This is a genomic window from Mesotoga sp. (genome assembly GCF_035363035.1).
GTDB lineage: Bacteria > Thermotogota > Thermotogae > Petrotogales > Kosmotogaceae > Mesotoga.
Map to the genome: position 1 here is coordinate 1 of NZ_DAOSEH010000050.1, position 17,560 is coordinate 17,560.

At 49.4% G+C, this 17,560-nt stretch carries 15 protein-coding genes and 2 tRNA genes; all 17 read left to right on the forward strand.

Annotated features, from left to right (window positions below; genetic code table 11):
* Positions 1-80: 80 nt before the first annotated feature.
* Positions 81-6,170, forward strand: coding sequence for a type II secretion system protein GspD (locus tag PKX57_RS08100; protein WP_472416725.1), 6,090 nt, complete (start codon positions 81-83; stop codon positions 6,168-6,170).
* Positions 6,167-6,994, forward strand: a complete 828-nt coding sequence (gene amrB / locus PKX57_RS08105; RefSeq protein WP_472416726.1) for an AmmeMemoRadiSam system protein B — start codon at positions 6,167-6,169, stop codon at positions 6,992-6,994. The genes PKX57_RS08100 and amrB overlap by 4 nt, the downstream gene beginning before the upstream one ends.
* 60 nt (positions 6,995-7,054) lie before the next feature.
* Positions 7,055-7,564: a hypothetical protein gene (locus PKX57_RS08110; protein WP_472416728.1), complete on the forward strand. Its 510-nt coding sequence runs from the start codon at positions 7,055-7,057 to the stop codon at positions 7,562-7,564.
* 13 nt (positions 7,565-7,577) lie between these two features.
* Positions 7,578-8,012, forward strand: a complete 435-nt coding sequence (locus tag PKX57_RS08115; protein WP_213919654.1) for a SoxR reducing system RseC family protein — start codon at positions 7,578-7,580, stop codon at positions 8,010-8,012.
* Positions 7,993-10,302, forward strand: coding sequence for an endonuclease MutS2 (locus PKX57_RS08120; protein WP_472416730.1), 2,310 nt, complete (start codon positions 7,993-7,995; stop codon positions 10,300-10,302). The genes PKX57_RS08115 and PKX57_RS08120 overlap by 20 nt, the downstream gene beginning before the upstream one ends.
* A 10-nt stretch (positions 10,303-10,312) precedes the next feature.
* A complete protein-coding gene (gene acpS, locus PKX57_RS08125; protein ID WP_213919652.1) occupies positions 10,313-10,642 on the forward strand; it encodes a holo-ACP synthase in 330 nt (109 codons plus the stop codon).
* A gap of 11 nt (positions 10,643-10,653) precedes the next feature.
* Positions 10,654-12,651 (forward strand): NAD-dependent DNA ligase LigA, encoded by a 1,998-nt coding sequence (gene ligA, locus PKX57_RS08130; RefSeq protein ID WP_472416732.1) that lies wholly within the window; start codon positions 10,654-10,656, stop codon positions 12,649-12,651.
* Complete coding sequence (locus tag PKX57_RS08135; protein WP_472416734.1) at positions 12,648-13,775, forward strand: cysteine desulfurase family protein; 1,128 nt, start codon at positions 12,648-12,650, stop codon at positions 13,773-13,775. The genes ligA and PKX57_RS08135 overlap by 4 nt, the downstream gene beginning before the upstream one ends.
* Before the next feature lie 47 nt (positions 13,776-13,822).
* Positions 13,823-14,704, forward strand: a complete 882-nt coding sequence (locus PKX57_RS08140; RefSeq protein ID WP_472416736.1) for a YicC/YloC family endoribonuclease — start codon at positions 13,823-13,825, stop codon at positions 14,702-14,704.
* Positions 14,705-14,719: 15 nt separating this feature from the next.
* The gene (locus PKX57_RS08145) at positions 14,720-15,019 is read left to right on the forward strand and encodes a DUF370 domain-containing protein (protein WP_169698193.1); all 300 of its coding nucleotides are present in this window, start codon (positions 14,720-14,722) and stop codon (positions 15,017-15,019) included.
* Positions 15,016-15,633, forward strand: a complete 618-nt coding sequence (gene gmk, locus PKX57_RS08150; RefSeq protein ID WP_169698192.1) for a guanylate kinase — start codon at positions 15,016-15,018, stop codon at positions 15,631-15,633. The genes PKX57_RS08145 and gmk overlap by 4 nt, the downstream gene beginning before the upstream one ends.
* Positions 15,630-15,863, forward strand: coding sequence for a DNA-directed RNA polymerase subunit omega (locus tag PKX57_RS08155; RefSeq protein ID WP_169698191.1), 234 nt, complete (start codon positions 15,630-15,632; stop codon positions 15,861-15,863). Before gmk ends, PKX57_RS08155 begins: the two co-directional genes overlap by 4 nt.
* A 100-nt stretch (positions 15,864-15,963) precedes the next feature.
* A tRNA-Thr gene (locus PKX57_RS08160) sits at positions 15,964-16,039 on the forward strand.
* 16 nt (positions 16,040-16,055) lie between these two features.
* Positions 16,056-16,142 (forward strand) — tRNA-Tyr (locus tag PKX57_RS08165).
* 29 nt (positions 16,143-16,171) lie between these two features.
* On the forward strand, positions 16,172-16,339 hold the full coding sequence (gene rpmG, locus PKX57_RS08170; RefSeq protein ID WP_169698190.1) for a 50S ribosomal protein L33: 168 nt from the start codon (positions 16,172-16,174) through the stop codon (positions 16,337-16,339).
* 34 nt (positions 16,340-16,373) lie between these two features.
* The gene (gene secE, locus PKX57_RS08175) at positions 16,374-16,580 is read left to right on the forward strand and encodes a preprotein translocase subunit SecE (RefSeq protein WP_213922913.1); all 207 of its coding nucleotides are present in this window, start codon (positions 16,374-16,376) and stop codon (positions 16,578-16,580) included.
* A gap of 25 nt (positions 16,581-16,605) precedes the next feature.
* Positions 16,606-17,560: transcription termination/antitermination NusG family protein (locus PKX57_RS08180; protein WP_472416738.1), on the forward strand; the 955-nt coding region annotated here is incomplete at its 3' end.

Sequence of the window (17,560 nt, forward strand, 5' to 3'; positions counted from 1 at the left end):
TCACCATCCTCCCGATAGAAGACAGATACCTCGTGGTCGGGAAGAGAGAGAGCGTTACCAGAACGGTGGATCTAATCCAGATGCTTAGAAGAGATGTTGAATCACCGCTCGCTTCGCGTGAGTACGAATACACAATTCTGGAGGCTGGCTCTCAAATTCTGGAAACCGTCAGGCAGGTACTCGAAGAGATGAAAATAGATGTCACCGTTATCGGTTACGGGAACAACATGATTATTGTAGGTTACAGAGAGGCTCTCGATTCGGCCGTAAATATAATAAGTTCCATAAGCGACAGAACCGATGCGATAGTCGTCGATGAGAAACTGAAGTACGTATTTACGGAGATACCGGCCGACAAGATGGATGAATTCTCTAGTATTCTCGACAACCTGAAGCTCCCGGTGAAGCTGCTTTCCTCGCCTTCGGGAGTGATACTGGTCGGTGAAGAGCTGGAGACTGACAAGGCTCTGGAAGTAGTTCAATCTATACTTTCCAAATCGGAAATAGACGAGACGGTTGAATCTAGGTTGTTCAACAACCTGGCGGGCTGGGAAGAAGGAAAGCTGACCACTTACCTCAGAAGCTATCTCGGGGAAAAGGATTGGGTGAAGATAAGTATAACTTCCATCCAATCTGGTTATCTGATAGTCGGTCCATCTGGCGTTCTGGACAGGATACAGAAGGAACTTTCCAGACTGACCGGATTGGAGAAACCCCATTACAGAATTATAGATTCACTTCCCACAGTTCAAAATTTGGAGCTTCTCTTCGAAAGAATGGGACTCTCGATCACCGTTGTCATAACCGATGGAAAGACCATGCTGATAGGTCCCGAAAGAGACGTTTTGCAGGCGTTGAAGGTTTTAGATGAACTGAAGGAAGATGTTGAGATCACACAGACGGGAGAGGAAATTCTCTTCACGTTCATAGATATTCCAACCGAGGAGATCGAGAATTTCAAAGCGATCTTCGAAAGACTCGCTATTACGGTGGACATCCTTGGGACTCCTACCGGAACGATCGTAGTCGGCGTACAGGGAGCGATAGACAGGGCCAGGGAAACGGCAACCTCCATTCTGTCGAGAAGAGAGGCTCAAATAGTTCCAGGGGAGCAGAGCTACCTCACGCTCGAAATCAGAGACGGTTTTGATCTTGCCGCGGCTCAGTCGGTGATCTCCGCGTTCAACCTGAACGTCTATCCTCTTTCAGTAGCCGGAAAGCTGGTGATGATAGGTGCTCAGAGTGAACTGGAAAGATTCTTGACTATCAGAAACGATATCGTCGATGAGCACAGGATAACAGTGATAGTTCCCAGAGAGGTCACCCTCGAAGAGCTCAACGGTATCAAGGATACCCTGAAACTGGACGTCTCGGTGTTCGAAATGAGAAGCAATTTCGTCGTCTATGGAAAAGAACAGGATATATCGAGTCTGAGGAGCATATTGAACGAGGTTGTTGTGAAGCAACCGGTCGAAGAGACTCCACAGATAGAGATGCTCACGAACGTCGGGGTTGACCTGGATTATTTGAGAGAAATCCTGTCGAGCATGGGGATAACCATAAAAGTTTACGGCGAAGGAGACAGTATAGTCGCCGTCGGTAAACCGTCTGACCTGAACTCCCTCAAGAACCTGTTGAAAAAGATCGGTTCCGCATCTACTGCAACTGAACCAACGGTCTCATTTTATCCTCTTCTCGAGGGCTGGACAGGAGATATTCTAAGCAGCTTCTTGCAGGCCATGAATGTGGATGTGCTGGTCTTCCAGGAGAACAGACAGGGTTATCTGTTAATAGGTGTTCGGGAGGATCTTGATAGAGTGAAGGTTCTTCTCGACGGTCTGGAGATAAAGATCAAGAAAGTAACGGAGCTTTACGCCATTCCTTCGGGTATGAGCTTTGAAGAGTTGCGCGATATACTTTTGTCTTCTGGGTTCAACCTCTCCTACACCAGACTCGGACAGAGCATGTCCGTCTCGGGGCCTGAAGAAGACGTGAAAATGGCCATCGCGATGCTCGACGAAGTGATCAGGAGCGGTCTGGGAAAGGTCCTCTCCTACACTCTGATCGATCTGCCAACGGAACTAACCCTCGAAAAGTTCCAGAAGATAATGACCGATATGGGTCTGAGTGTCTCCACCGTTCAGATCGACAGTCGCTTGATGTTGATCGGTTCTGACAGCGATCTCAGAAAAGCGGGCGATATCGTTGAGTATTTGAGACCGGAGGAAGTCTTAGAAGATAGCGAGAAGATCTACTCGGTCGTTGCACTTCCCGAGGCTTTGACGATTGAAGAGACCGTTCTTCTGGCCGAGAGGCTCGAATTGAACGTGGAAATACTCCCGGTTGCCGGGAACATGGTAGTTATAGGAACTAGGAGCAGTGTGGATTCCTTCAAGAGCCTGGTGACGACTATTTCGGGCGCTCTGGGAGCCGGAAGCAAAGAGACCGTCTCATACAGGATATCCTCCCTTCCGGCCGGTGTAGGGCTGACCGAGTTCGAATCTTTGCTGGATTCACTAAAGATATCCTCCAGGATTGTCCAGGTTTCCGATTCGATAGTCTTCGTAGGAACCGGTGAAGAGAACGCTCTGGCCGAGAAGTTGCTTTCCGAGTTCAGACCCGAGGAAGTTCCGGTTCAGGATGTTACCAGAGAGTATACGACGATTTCGATGCCACCCGGTTTCGATCTCGCCTCTCTCTCGGGCATTCTCGAAAAGATAGGCCTGGAGGCCGATCTGACGCTGGCCGGCAACGTACTCGTTCTGGTGGGAGATGCACAATCCCTGCCGAAGGTCGTAAGTGTGATAAGCGATTTACACGGCACCGGTAGCAGGCCCGAGGTTATGAAGCTCGCTTATGAGGTCATCGACGTACCGGCCGACATGAATATCGACGTTGTGAACGAAGCTATAAACTCTCTGAAGATCCCCAGCACTATCATCAGGAACGGTGATAAACTCCTCGTGACCGGAAGCAGTGCAGACATAGAAGAGACCAGAAGACTCGTCGAGATCTTCAGACCCGAACAGTCGGCTGAACCTGTTGAGAAAACGTACAGGTTGCTTTCTCTGCCGTCTGGATTCACGGTCTTTGATGTAGAAACGGCTCTGGGAAAGACCGGCATCGAACTAGAACTCCTGCAGGTCGGGAATGTGCTTTTACTCGCCGGAAATGCCGAATCTCTTGACGAGGCCGAGTCGCTTCTTGAAAAGCTGATAATGGTCTCCACCGGTGATACCGGCGAGAGAGACACCTACGAGATCGTGAAAATAAGGGAAGGCGTAACGACACAGTTGCTGGGTCAGCTGTTCAGGCTCATCGGGATATCTGTTGAAATCCTGGAAAGTGAAGACTGGATGGTTTTCACCGGCAGCGAAGGCAGTGTAAAAGCCGCGCTGGATGTCTTCGAATCGCTGGCCAAAGACGTCGGCGGTACCGAAGAGCCGCTTTCCTATACGATCACGATACTGCCCAAAAATCTAACTATCGGGCAGCTCCAGACGGCCTTCGAGTCCATACAGATATCGATTCGACTGATAGAGGCCGGTGACTACGCCATCATGGTAGGTACAAAAGACTCCCTTAACAAGGGGCAGCAGCTGATATCCTCACTCCGGATAGGCGTCGACGCGAGCGGCACATCGACCGATGGATCGATATCGTACGTCACTTTCGCGATACCGGTCGGGACAGAGATCGACCAGCTCGAAACGATCGCGGGTTTGATGGAATTGAAATTGAAGTTCCAGATCGTCGGCGACAGAGTTTTCATGATAGGAACGGAAAAGGACATGAGAAGTTTCGAGGAGATCCTTAAAGGCCTGGTTGTTGAGGAAACCGGCGTGATAAACCAGTTCAGGTTTGTCAAAGCCATCACAGGAATAGATTCAGTCACCCTCGACATGTATCTCACAGCCAAGGGAATAGAACTCGCAGGAATATACGATGTGAGCGGTGGATATCTTTTGGTAGGCGATTCAGAGTCGATTGATCTGGCACAGGTCGCTGTGAATTACATAGCCGACAACCAGCGTGTACACTTCGACTACATCGACCTTCCTGAAAACTTCGATCCCGGGATTCTACAGAAAATGGCTGAGGATCTCCTGCTGGGCGTTTCTCTAATCCAGGTAAGTCCATCTCGCTATATGCTGATCGGCGCCGCCGAAGACGTGCAAAACCTGATAACCGTGATTTTCCAGGCGGCCGGAACCGGCGAAAAGCTACTGGATTACAGTATGGTTGTTCTTAGTCCCACCCTTGAAAAGGAACTTGATCTGGATGCCTTCCGGAACATCCTCGCAGAGATAGGTATAAAGGTTTCGGTTGGAAGGTTCAGCGGAAGATTGATATTTGTAGGAAAGCCCGACGCGATCGAAGCCTCTACAAATCTTCTCGAAAAATTGCGCAGCTCTATGGAAGAGGATGGAATCGGGAAACTCGCTTTCTATGAGCTTCCGGTGGTTGGCGGATGGAGTATCGCGGATATTCAGAACTACCTTGAAGCCGCCGGGATAAAGTTGAGTTCGGTGATCGAATATGCAGGCAGGATAGTTGGAATAGGTACTCAGAACGACCTGGCTATGGCCGAAGAAGCACTTCTGTTCATCGCCAATAAAGCGGCCAGAGAATCCGTGAGGATCGACAAAGGTCTGGTGACGCAGATTCAACTCTCGGAAATGATAAGTAAACTGAACCTGAAGGCGGAGTTCGTGGAACTGGACAAACAATGGTTGCTCATAGGAGATCCGAATTCTCTGATGAAGCTAACGAAAACGATTGAAGAAGCAGCGGCCGACAGAGAGATATCCAGATACGTTACCGACCTGACGGTAGATCCCCAGGAGCTCGCATCTCTGCTCAGAGAAGCTATAGATGGTCTGACGGTACAGACCTTCGAGAACCTGCAGATGATACTTCTTAAATCCAAGAGTTCAATGGTTCTAGACAAAGCCGAAGCGATGATAAAGAATGTTCAAGAGTCCAGGAAGGCCGTGGATCCAGTCGAGAAGGGTGTTACAGTCAGTGGGTCAAAGGTTGGCATCGATGTGGTTAACCAGGACCTCGAAAGGTTGCTTAGAGTCGTAGCGGGAAAGCTCGATATTCCCTTGCTGTTCATAGATGTGATAGATGAAAACATAACCATGTCCGTCAAAGAGATCGATTGGGAAAGCCTGGTCAAGGTTATCAACGCTACGAAACCCGTCTCGATAAGCAGGATAGACAACATATACGCCGTGACCAAGAAGGAACAGAAGTCCGGCCAGGAAGCGACTGACATAGAGCTCGTATATCGCGTTTATCATAACGTCGAAGAAGTTACGAAACTGATCGAATTCTACGGCGGAGAGGTTCTTTCCGACCCGGTCAACGGTTACATAGTAGTTAGAGGGCTCGCAAAGTCCAAAGTGGACAGCATATTCGACGAAATCGCCAGTTCTCTGGCCAAACCGAAGAAACAGGTCAGAATAGAGACCAAACTTGTGGATAAGTCGCTGGTGGATGAGATGCAGAGAGATTTCAACACGTCCATAGGGATTAAGAATCCCGATGTAATAATCCAGAACGGTTCTATCGATCTGAATTTCAAGATCTTCGAAAACCTTGATATCTCGAAGATACTGGACAGCATAGTGAACACTGCAAATGCCAACATCAGTGCCGATCTCAGGGATAGAGACGCTGATTCCGACCTTATATCAAGCCCCTCGATAGTTTCGATGAGCGGTGAAGAGGCGACCATTCATATAGGAGACACCATACCATATCTGGTGAAAAAGATAGAGTACGTCGATGGTCGGCCGGTGGAAATCGAGACCATAGAGAATCTCAACACCGGTGTCGAGTTACGCATAACTCCCACGGTCAACGATGATGGGAAGATTCTTCTCGACCTCTTTATAAAGGTCAGCGAGCCCGAGAAATATGTCGATGGCACCAGAACGCTCTACGGTGAAAAGACCAGAGAGGCCAAGAGCAAACTTGTGATTGGTGATGGCAATACACTGACAATCGGTGGACTGGTAGCAAACAAAGACTCCGTGAATGTCAACAAGATGCCTTTCTTGAGCGATCTGCCATTCATCGGTAAGCTTTTCACCACTGAGACCAAGACCACCGATAAGAGAGAGCTTGTTATCTTCATCACGGCGGAGGTGGTACAGCCTTGACGAGAAAACCCGTTGTCAGCGGAAAGTTTTACGCCGGCGACAGCGAGGATCTAAAGATTCAGATAAAAAATTGCTTTTTGCACCCGGCCGGTCCGGGGATGTTGCCGATCGGCGGAGGGCAGAAGAGAGGATTGTCCGGTCTCATAGTACCCCATGCCGGCTATATGGCCAGCGGCCCCGTAGCAGCCTGGGGATACTACGAAGCCTCTCTGTTGGTTCAACCGGCTGTTGTCTTGATAGTGGGTCCAAATCATACTGGACTAGGTACCAGACTGTCTATCTGGACGGATGGGGCCTGGTCGACTCCTTTTGGAGAAGTGGGTATCGATGAAGATCTCTGCAGAAAGCTGATAGACAACTCTAAGGGCCTGATTCAGGCAGATACGTCGGCGCATCTCTACGAGCATTCAATAGAAGTGCAGCTTCCCTTCCTCCAGTACGTCTATTCTCAAATAAGCATAGTTCCGATCGTGATGACTGATCAGAGGCTTGAGCTAGCACTGATTCTGGGTGATATAGTAAAGAATTCTATAGGCGATAGAGAGGATTTGTTGATAATAGCCTCCTCTGACCTTAACCACTACGAGTCTCACGAAACAACGATGAAGAAGGATTCCAGACTGGTCCAGCTTCTGGTAGACGGGAAATACGAAGAAGCATACAGCCTGGCTGGAAAAGAACGTATAAGTGCCTGTGGATTGGGACCAATGGTTGCGGTAAGAAGTATGTTCACGGAAATGAAAGTTCTCAAAAACACTTCCAGCGGCGAAATTATAGGCGATAGATACCGTACGGTCGGTTATCTGGCGAGTATCCTCAGATAATTCCTCTTCTCGCGACTGAGTAACCACCATGCTATAATTTTGTGGCTGGAGGTGTGATCGATGGTAAAGAAGTATCTGATGGCTGTGCTTCTGACGATATCGATTCTCTGTACGGGCGCTCCATCGATAATAATAGATGGCGGACATTTCACCAATGTAGGCAAAGAAACTCCATCGTTCGTGTACGATGGTGTAAGTGTGGCCTACCTATTCGATTTCGGTGGCAAGAATTCTCTGGAACTCGGAGGGGGCGTTTCTTTCGTTTCACCGGTCTCTTCCAGGGATTACTTCCAGAACGATTTTTTCAATACGGTTCTGAAGGTCTTTGTCGGTCAGGCCTATGATTTCACCGGCGAATCGTCGGCCGGTTTGAGAGTCGTGTCAAGGGTCGGTTTTCTGGTCTTAAACTTCGGCAAGTTCGGTTTTTTCTACTCCATAGCTCCCGTTTTCTATGTACGTGTCGGTTTCCTGTCGTTCGGTGTGAGCGTGGGACTGGAGATCGAACAATTCTTCGGGGAGAAGACGCTTCCAGTATTCCACACCGGTGGTGAGATAACTTACCGGTTCTAACGGAGGATCAAGCATGAGAGAGTTGGCGATTGTGAAGGAGCTGAAAAGGGATACCGTGCTCCTCGAAAAGGCTCGCACTCAGGCCTGCTCGAGCTGCGGCTCCAAAAACAGCTGCAGTGTTTCACAGAGCGATAAAATAGTCACTATAAGGGCATTGAGAAACGATGTCGAGGTTGAACCGGGCGATACAGTTGAGATAGAAACCGGCAAGCTCTCCGCCACCAGGGTGGCCATGATAGTGTACGGCATTCCGCTGGTCGTTTTTCTCACCGTCCTGATAGTTATTAACACATTCCTGAAATCCGAGGGACTGGCCGTCGGGCTGGCCTTCGCTTCCGTCGCCGTGGTTTACGGCATCATATCGATATACGACAGGCGCAACCGACAGAAGTTGATGCCGCGAATAATCAGAAAGGTGGTCTTGCCAGATGGATTCATCACGCAGTAATGTGGCTCTTCGCCTTCTGGAGTTCGAAGCCGTACTTTCGGAGGTCGCATCTAAAACGGTTTCCAGGTACGGCAGGGAAAGGGTGATGTCGCTAGAACCATTTGTAGAGGATCCCCTTCTTCTTTACAAACGCTCCAGCGAGTTCGAGAATATCATGCGAATTCAGGGCGAACCGCCCTTTTCGGTTTTCCACGATCTATATGTTTACATCGACAAAGTCAACCTCGGCTATTCGCTCATAGGCGAGGAGCTGAACAGGTGCGCAACTACCATGGAAAACACCTGCAGACTAAAGGAGTTCTTCGAACCCCTGGCCGATTCCAGCCCAAACGTGGTGGCGGTGGCTTCGCTGTTATCGTGCGAGAGAGGTTTTATTGCAGAGGTTAGAAAGAAAATTTCCGAAGAGGGACTCGTGAAGGACCAGGCTTCCCCGGTACTTAGAGAGATAAGAAACGAGCTTCGAGGGCTTACCAGAAACCTTAGGAACAGGTTGGACTCTATCATGTCACGCTACAAAGACGGCCTGACCGACACTCTCGTCCTGAGCAGGGATGGAAGGTATGTGCTCCCCCTCTCCTCGGGTAAAAAGAACGAGTACCAGGGTATAATACACGGCTCTTCGAGTAGCGGAGCGACCGTGTATTTCGAACCACAGGAGCTGATCTCGCTGAACGACACCCTAAAGATCCTTCAATCGCGGGAAGAGGAGGAGATTAGAAGAATACTCAGGGAGCTAACTTTTCTCTTCCAGGGCACTTTCGAAAGGCTCGGGCCCTCTCTCGAAGCGCTGGGAGTGCTGGACAGTCTCTACGGAATATGTAGATACGCCAGAAAGAGGAAAGGCGTCTTCATAGAACCGTCGAACGACAGAACCTTCGTTCTCAGGGAGGCGCGCCATCCGCTCATAGAAGACGATAAAGTCGTTCCCATAACCTTTCACATGAGAGACGGGATAAACGGCGTCTTCATAACCGGCCCGAACACCGGAGGAAAGACGGTCGCGATGAAGACGATCGGACTTTCCGTAGTGCTTATGCTTTGCGGATTGCCGGTTCTGGCCGATCAGACTTCCTCTATACCCTACTTCAAAAACATATACGCCGATATAGGAGACGAACAATCCATAGAGCAGAGCCTCAGTACCTTCTCTTCGCACATTTCGAGGATCATAGGCATAATAAAGAACACGGACACCGACTCTCTGGTCCTGCTGGATGAACTGGGGGCCGGTACCGATCCTGTTGAAGGGGCGGCACTTTCGATAGCTATAATAGAGAAACTCTTATCCACCGACTGCCGGTTGATACTAACGACGCACCTGACTCCCATAAAGCTGTACGCTATGGAAAGGGAAGACGTGGAAAACGCCAGCGTGGAGTTCGATGTAAACACTCTCAGACCCACCTATAGACTTTTAATGGGAATTCCCGGCTCCTCTAACGCAATAGAAGTCTCGAAGAGACTCGGTCTTCCCCTGGAGATCATAGACAAGGCACAGAGATACATGGACAGCGATGCTCGCGACCTCGAAGTCGTGATAGGCAAACTCCACAAAGAGAGATCGACTCTCGAGAACGAGAGGAGAACCCTGGAGAGCACAAAGAGAGAACTGGAAAGCAGAACAAGAGAGTACGAGGATAAGCTTTCTCTCATCAAAGAGAAGAGATACAGAGAAGTCAGCGAAGAGATGGCATCTCTGGAAGAAAGACTGGGCCGAATACTCAAAGAGATAGAAAACTCGATCAACCTTTCCAGATCAGAAAGAGAGAGGGACAAGGTTTCGGCGGTCAAGAAACTGCACGATCTTAAGATTCAGGTTGAAAAGCACAGGTACTTCGCAGTCAACAAGAACGAAGAAATCCCCGAGGTCGGGGACACCGTCAGACTGTTAGACGGTGGCACAGAAGGGAAGGTCTCGGCGCTCGACGGCGACAGGGTTATCGTAGATTCGGGCAAGGTAACCATCAAAGTGCCGGTCTCCAGGATAAGGGTGATCGGGAAAGTGGATAGAACCGTCGATGAGATCTCCTTCGAAGTTCAGACTCCCATCACCAGTTCGGAGATAGACATCCGCGGAAACTACACGGAAGATGTCCCGATCCTGGTGTCGGATTTCATTCATTCTCTGAAGAGAAACGGTTTGAAGCAGGGATACATTATACATGGAAAGGGAACGGGAAAACTGGCCGAGAGCGTATGGAACTACCTGCGCAGGACCAAGGGCGTGAAAAACTTCAGAATCGGAACGGCCAGAGAGGGCGGAAGCGGCGTCACCGTGGTGGAGGTCTGAAGGACGGCCTATGAAAGCGGGGATAGATATAGTAAAAATATCCAGAATGACGGAGAGGATAGCCCTCAGAATCCTTGGAGAAGAAGAGAAGCGGATCTACGATTCCCTCGGTCATCCATCGAGAAAACAGGAGTTCGCGGCGGGGCGTTTTGCGGCCAAAGAGGCCTTCGTGAAGGCATCGGGCAGAAAGGATATACCCTTCTCTGCCATCGAATTCCTCTCAAACGAAGACGGTTCTCCCGGTCCGTCCGGGGCTCTTCTTGAGATCGCCGGTTCGGCCGTCACTGTGAGTATATCTCACGAAAAAGAATACGCGATCGCCGTGGTCATCCTTTTTTAGGAGGGAAGATCTTGCAAGCCGACGAGAAGATAATAGAAAGATTGAGAAAGCTGAGAGAAGAGATCAATCATCATTCTTACAGATACTTTGTTCTGGACGATCCCGTCATATCCGACGGCGAATACGACGAACTAATGAGAGAACTTATCGATATAGAAAAACGCTATCCGGAATTGGCCACCCCAGATTCTCCAAGCGCCAGGGTCGGTTTGAAGCCCGTCGAATCCTTCCGTCAGGTTGTACATACGCACAGATTGTACTCACTTGACAACACCTATTCCAGAGAAGAAGTGGCGAAGTTCGACGAGAGAGTCAGAGAGGCTCTCGGTAGTGAATCGGTTCGTTATGCCTGCGAGCTGAAAATCGATGGGCTGTCGATTTCACTGAAGTACGAAAAGGGTGTTCTCTTACTTGGAGCAACCAGGGGAGACGGTTTTGTCGGTGAGGACGTAACCACGAACATAAGGGCCATTAAATCTATACCGTTGAGACTCAGAAAAAGTCTGGACATCGAAGTGCGAGGTGAAGTTTACCTCCCGAAGGATGTTTTCGACGAGCTCAACAGGGAGAGAATTTCAGAAGGGCTTCCCGTCTTTGCCAATCCCAGAAACGCCGCTGCCGGCACTTTGAGACAGCTAGATCCGGGGCAGGTCTTGAAACGTAGGTTAAGCGCCTTTTTTTACCAGGTGGTAGAACCGATGAATTACGGCGTTAGGAGTCAGGAAGAGCTCTACGAATTCATGCGTGAGTTGGGATTCAGGGTTGAGCCCAACCATGAGATTGCCAGCTGTACAGAGGAGATAGTTGCTTACTGGGAGAAGTGGACCGCCCGAAAGGGTGGTCTCAACTATGCGATCGACGGTGTGGTTGTCAAAGTCGATGACTATCTACAACAGCAGGAGCTGGGATACACGGCGAAGGCTCCCAGATGGTCGATGGCCTTCAAATTTCCGGCCGAACAGGTGAGCACCGTGCTCACCGGAGTAACTTTTCAGGTAGGTAGGCTGGGAAATATAACGCCGGTCGCCGAGCTTGTACCGGTTCAACTGGCCGGAACGACTGTCAAGAGAGCGAGCATGCACAATTTCGATTTCATAAGGGAGCGCGACATAAGGATCAACGATACGGTTATGGTCGAGAAGGCCGGCGAGATAATTCCACAGATCGTAAAGAGCGTACAGGAAAAGAGGGACGGCAGGGAAATCGAGATCGAAATGCCGTCGAACTGTCCGGTGTGTGGTGGCGATGTCGGACGGGAGAAGGAGGGAGAAGTGGCGTTGAAATGTCTCAACCCTCTCTGCCCGGCAAAGTTGATCAGGCGCATAACCTTTTTCTCTTCTCGCGACGCCATGGACATAGAGGGACTGGGAGAGAGACTCGCGGAAAGACTGGTGGGTTCAGGTCTTGTGAGCGGCTTTTCCGACCTCTACAGGCTTACGAAAGAAGATATGCTGAAACTGGGTGAGGGTGTGGGCGACAGGATGGCCGAGAACCTGCTGTCGGCAATCGAAAAGAGCCAGAAAAACCCCCTTCACAGGCTGATCGCCGCCCTGGGCATTCCCGGGATCGGAACGAAACTGGCGAGGGATCTGGCGAAACGCTTCGGTAATCTTGAGGCTCTTGCAACGGCCTCAACCGATGAATTGACATCCGTTACGGGCATAGGCGAAGAGCTCGCGAACTCTATAAGTGAGTTCTTCTCCAGAGAAACCGTGAAGCGTGAAATCGACGCTCTCCGCTCTCATGTGAACACACAGGAGGAAGAATCAGGAGTCCCGAAGCCGCTTAAGGGGCTGAAATTTGTTGTAACCGGAACACTCAAGAATTACTCAAGAAACGCGATACACGAGTTAATCTCTTCCCTTGGCGGAGAGGTGGCGGCTTCGGTTTCCAGGAACACCGATTACCTTCTGGCGGGAGAAAACGCCGGTTCCAAAGAAGCGAAGGCCAGATCTCTCGGTATAAAGGTGATTACCGAGAGCGAGTTTGAGGAGATGATCGATCTTTGATCTGCTATTTCGACAACAACGCAACCACGGCCATGGATAGAGATCTGGCCGGGCTAATGCTGAGTCTCTGCACCGAAGAGTACGGAAATCCGAACTCTATTCACTCTATGGGCATAAGGGCGAACAAGATGCTGGAAGAGGCACGTTTGAGAGTAGCCAAAGTTCTCCTGGCAGATCCCAGAGAGATCTTTTTCACCTCAAGCGCGACCGAGTCGATCAACTGGATATTACGCTCGTGCGTTGCCTTCAGGGGCAAGAGGAAAAAGGTCGTCACATCGGCGATAGAACACAAAGCAGTTTTGAACACCCTTAAGGATCTGAAAAACACCCACGAGATCGAAGTTGTGGAGGTTAAGCCTGGTCGCGACGGGGTGATCGATAGTCGAAAAATGCTCGGGATGGTGGATGAAGAGACATTTCTGGTCTCTCTCATGGCGGTGAACAACGTCACAGGTTCCATTCAGCCTTTCGAAGAGGTGGGAAAAGTGCTGAGAGACAGAGGGGTTCTATACCACGTCGATGCCGTCCAGACTATAGGGAAATATCCCTTCGCACCGGCGGAAGCTTTCTGCGACTTCGCCTCCTTTTCGGCTCACAAGTTCCATGGACCGAAAGGCGTGGGCATTACCTATGTGAAACGCGGCGCATCCATACGTGCGGTTGTAACCGGGGGCGGACAGGAGAAGGCCCTGCGGTCTGGAACTCAAAACGTTCCGGGAATTGTGGTTTCCTCTATGGCCATGGAAAGGGCCGTCAATTCGATGGAGAAGACAACGACGAAACTCAAGGGACTTAAAGAGAGGTTGAGGCTGGAGGTCGAGAAGATCGGAGGGGTTGTCAACACTGCTGAGAGATCGGTCAGCAACACTTTGAACGTCTCTTTTCCAGGTGTGAAATCCGAAGTCCTTGCCAATGCTCTCTCCACCGACGGCGTTTATGTGGGGATATCTTCGGCCTGCTCTTCCAGAAGCGACAGCGGTCAGTACGTTCTGGATAGCATGGGACTGGGTGCCGGGATAGCTTCCAGTTCTTTGAGAATAAGTATGTCGAAGTTCACAACGGTTGAAGAACTTGAGATTCTAGTAGAAAGACTGAAGAAATCGGTCTCTCTTTTGAAATTTTAGCTCTTAACGGTTATAATTGACTGTAGTTAGACATAACTGTCTTTGAGGTGATTCTTTTGATCAGAAGTATGACCGGTTATTCAAGAGCCGAGAGTGTGGTTGACGGTATTAACGTTCTTGTCGAACTCAAGACAGTTAATTCGAAGTACCTGAACCTCGACGTTAACTCGGGGGAGACCTTTGCCGAACTGGAACTCGATGTTTCAAGGTATATAAAGGAACGAATCAAAAGGGGTACTGTGAAAGCCAGAGTGGAGATTTCGCTCATAGAAGATAGCGGTCTTTTGAAACCGGATTTTGGAACGGCGACATCGATTTACGCCTCTCTGAAGGCTATAGCCGACAGACTCGGGCTCGGCGGAGAGGTCTCGATAGATTCAATGACGAGGTTCAAGGAGATACTCAGGAGCAGACCTTCCGAAGAACTGGCTAGGAGAGTATGGAATGCCGTGGTTCCAGTTCTGGAGAAAGCTCTGGAATCACTCAATCGCGATCGCGAACGGGAAGGACTAAACCTCTTGAAGGCCCTGGAAGATTATCTCGATAAGTTACAGCAAATATCATCGCAGTTGAAAAAGATGTCGGACGGTATGGTGGATTACTACAGAGAGTTTCTCAAGAAGAGAGTCGAAAAGCTTTTCGACGGAGAGCTCGATGAGAACAGACTAGAACAGGAAGTGGTTCTTCTGGCGGAAAAGGCCGATATATCCGAAGAGCTGGTGAGACTGGATTCTCATATCGCGTCTTTCAGAGAAACTCTGTCCAACGATGGCGACTGCGGCGTGCAGCTGGATTTCATCTGCCAGGAATTACATAGAGAGTTATCGACGGTGGCTTCGAAATCAAAGAAGCTCGAAATATCTGCTCTGTCCGTTGAGGGCAGGACTCTGGTGAACAAGCTGAGGGAGCAAGTGCAGAACATAGAGTAGTGGGAGGTGTTCTTCTTGTACGGACTCATTAACGTGGGTTTCGGAAATGTCATTATTGGAGACAGGGTGATCGCGATAGTCAACCCTGAATCTGCTCCACTGAAGAGATTGAAGGAAGTCGCAAAGGACGAGGGGAAACTTATCGATGCAACATACGGCAGAAAAACCAGGGCGATCGTTATTACGGACAGCAATCACATCATACTATCGGCGATTCAACCAGAGACGATAGCTTCCAGATTCATGCAGACCTTCAGTGATATCGAGAAGCTTCTCGAAGATATCCGGGAATCGGGACAGAGTTTTGAGGAATGAAGGGACTAGTCTTCGTGATGAGCGGTCCATCTGGGGCCGGAAAGACAACCATACTGAAGGAAATTCTAGCTAGAAACGACAATCTGGTGTTTTCGGTCTCTTACACCACCAGAAAGATAAGACCCGGAGAGATAGATGGAAAGGATTATTTCTTCGTCTCCGAAGAGACCTTCAAATCTTTGATCGAGGGGAAAGAACTGCTCGAGTGGGCGAAAGTCCATGGCAACTACTACGGAACTTCGAAAGAGTTTGTCGGCAGCTGTACAGATAGTGGTCGTGATGTTCTTCTGGATGTAGATATACAGGGTGCCATTTCGATTATGAAGAGCCTGGAAGACGCAATATACATCTTCATCGCGCCTCCTTCTTACAAAGAATTGGTCAGAAGGCTCACCTCAAGGGGGACGGAGAATTCGGAATCTCTTAAAGTTCGTCTCGAAGATGCCAAATGGGAACTGGAACAGGTCAAACACTTCGAATATATAGTAATTAACAATAACTTAAAACAGTCGGTAAGCCAATTTGAAGCGGTAATAACAGCTGAAAGGCTGCGGGTTGATAGAATCATCAGGGCGAAAGGCGAGAAATTTCTTTTTGAGGAGTCAGTTGAATGATAATTAACTACGATTCTCTACTGAAGAGAATAAGACACAAGTATGCAATTCCAGTTGCAGCGGCCAAAAGGGCTGAAGACCTCGAAGACTTCGGCAGACCTAAACTCGATTCGGCAACTGTAAGAGCGGCCGGGGACAAAATTACTGTCGCACTCAAGGAGCTGGAAGAGGGGTATATAAGAATTAGGAACGAGGAGATGTTGATGATCCTCGTTCCAAAAGTCAAGTAAAGTTCCGGAAGATCTACGTTCAGCAAGGGTAGTCATCTTATTTTTCTCCTCCTTGTTGACAGGGCTCCAGTCATTGGTTATAATAAATATCGTGCGTCGGGCCAACGTAGCTCAATCGGAAGAGCGGCTGATTTGTAATCAGCAGGTTGGGGGTTCAAGTCCCTTCGTTGGCTCCATAGGTTAACTATCGGTGGTAAGGTGCCCGAGCGGTCAAAGGGGGCGGACTGTAAATCCGCTGGCGGAACGCCTTCGGTGGTTCAAACCCACCCCTTACCACCATTAATTTTGCTACTGTTGAGGTGCATGCAATGGCAAAGAAGACGAAGGGAAACAAGGTTCTGGTGACTTTGAAGTGTTCAGTCTGTGGAACGAGAAATTACTACAGGTTCAAAAATCGCCAGAAGAAGTACAAGCTTGACTCGAACAAATTCTGCCCGAAGTGCAGAAAACATACTGAGCATAAAGAGTCAAAGTAGGTTCGGGACTATCTGTTGAAATAGGAGGAATCCCATGGCCAAGGCAAGGTTCTGGAAATTTCTTTCCGAAGTGAAAAGTGAAGTAAAGAAGGTTACATGGCCTAACAGGCAGCAGATGATCTCATCGACTGGTGCCGTTCTCGTGATCCTTATCGTCAGCGGAGTATTCCTCGGGCTCCTCGATGTGCTCTTCACTAACGTTATCGGAAGTCTTTTGAGTTTTCTCACCGGTGGCGCTTGATACGCCTGTGTGCTGGTGATCTGTAGTGCGCAAGAAGTGGTTCATAATTCAAACTTATTCGGGCCTGGAAAACTCTATCAGAGAGGCTATTCAGACTAAGATAGAGTCTTTCGGTTTTTCGCACCTCTTCGGTAAAATACTGGTTCCGGAAGAAACTAAACTGGACAGAGCCAACGCCGCGGCGGAGAAACATATAATTCCTGCCAACGCCAGGTTGCTTGTGAAGGAGAACCAGGATGTCGCCAAGGGAGAACCGGTCGCGGAAGAACTTGAGATAAAAGTCAAGAACGATGGAGCTATAGCAGAGGTCAAGAATTACAGGGTTATCTTCATCGAAACGGCCGACAGGCGTTACACAAAGACTTATTACATACCCGAAAGTGCTAAGATCGAGACCGGGGTTAAGACCGGTGCAAGGATCAGACAGGGTATGCCTCTTGCGAAGAGCGGAGAGTACTTCTGCGAACTCGACGGTAAAATAGTTTACACCCAGAAGATGAAACGCGTGGTCATCGAACGAGTGAACGGCGAAGAAGATGTCTATCTCATTCATCCCGACAGCTGCGATATGAGGTTGGTGAAGCGCGGCACGACTGTGAAGAGGGGAGACGTGCTCGGTGATTCCAGGAAGGTTACCTCCAAGACCGAGGGCAGGATTGAGCTGTCGGAACTTCCCGGCAGAAAAGAGATAAAGATCTTCAAAATAATCAGGACGAGACTTTATCCCGGTTATGTATTCATAGAGATGATAATGAACGAAGAAACGCTGAACCTGGTGAAGAACACGCCCAACGTCGTCAACTTCGTCTCCGTTGGAGGTCAGCCTGTGGAACTGAAGGGCAAGGAAGTGAAGGCGCTTCTCAGGCTGGTAGGCATAGAAGATTACGAAGAACATGTTGGACCGATCAAGATCGAAGTCGAATTCGAGATAGGCGAGATAGTGAGGATAAACTCCGGTCCTTTCGAGGACTTCGTAGGCA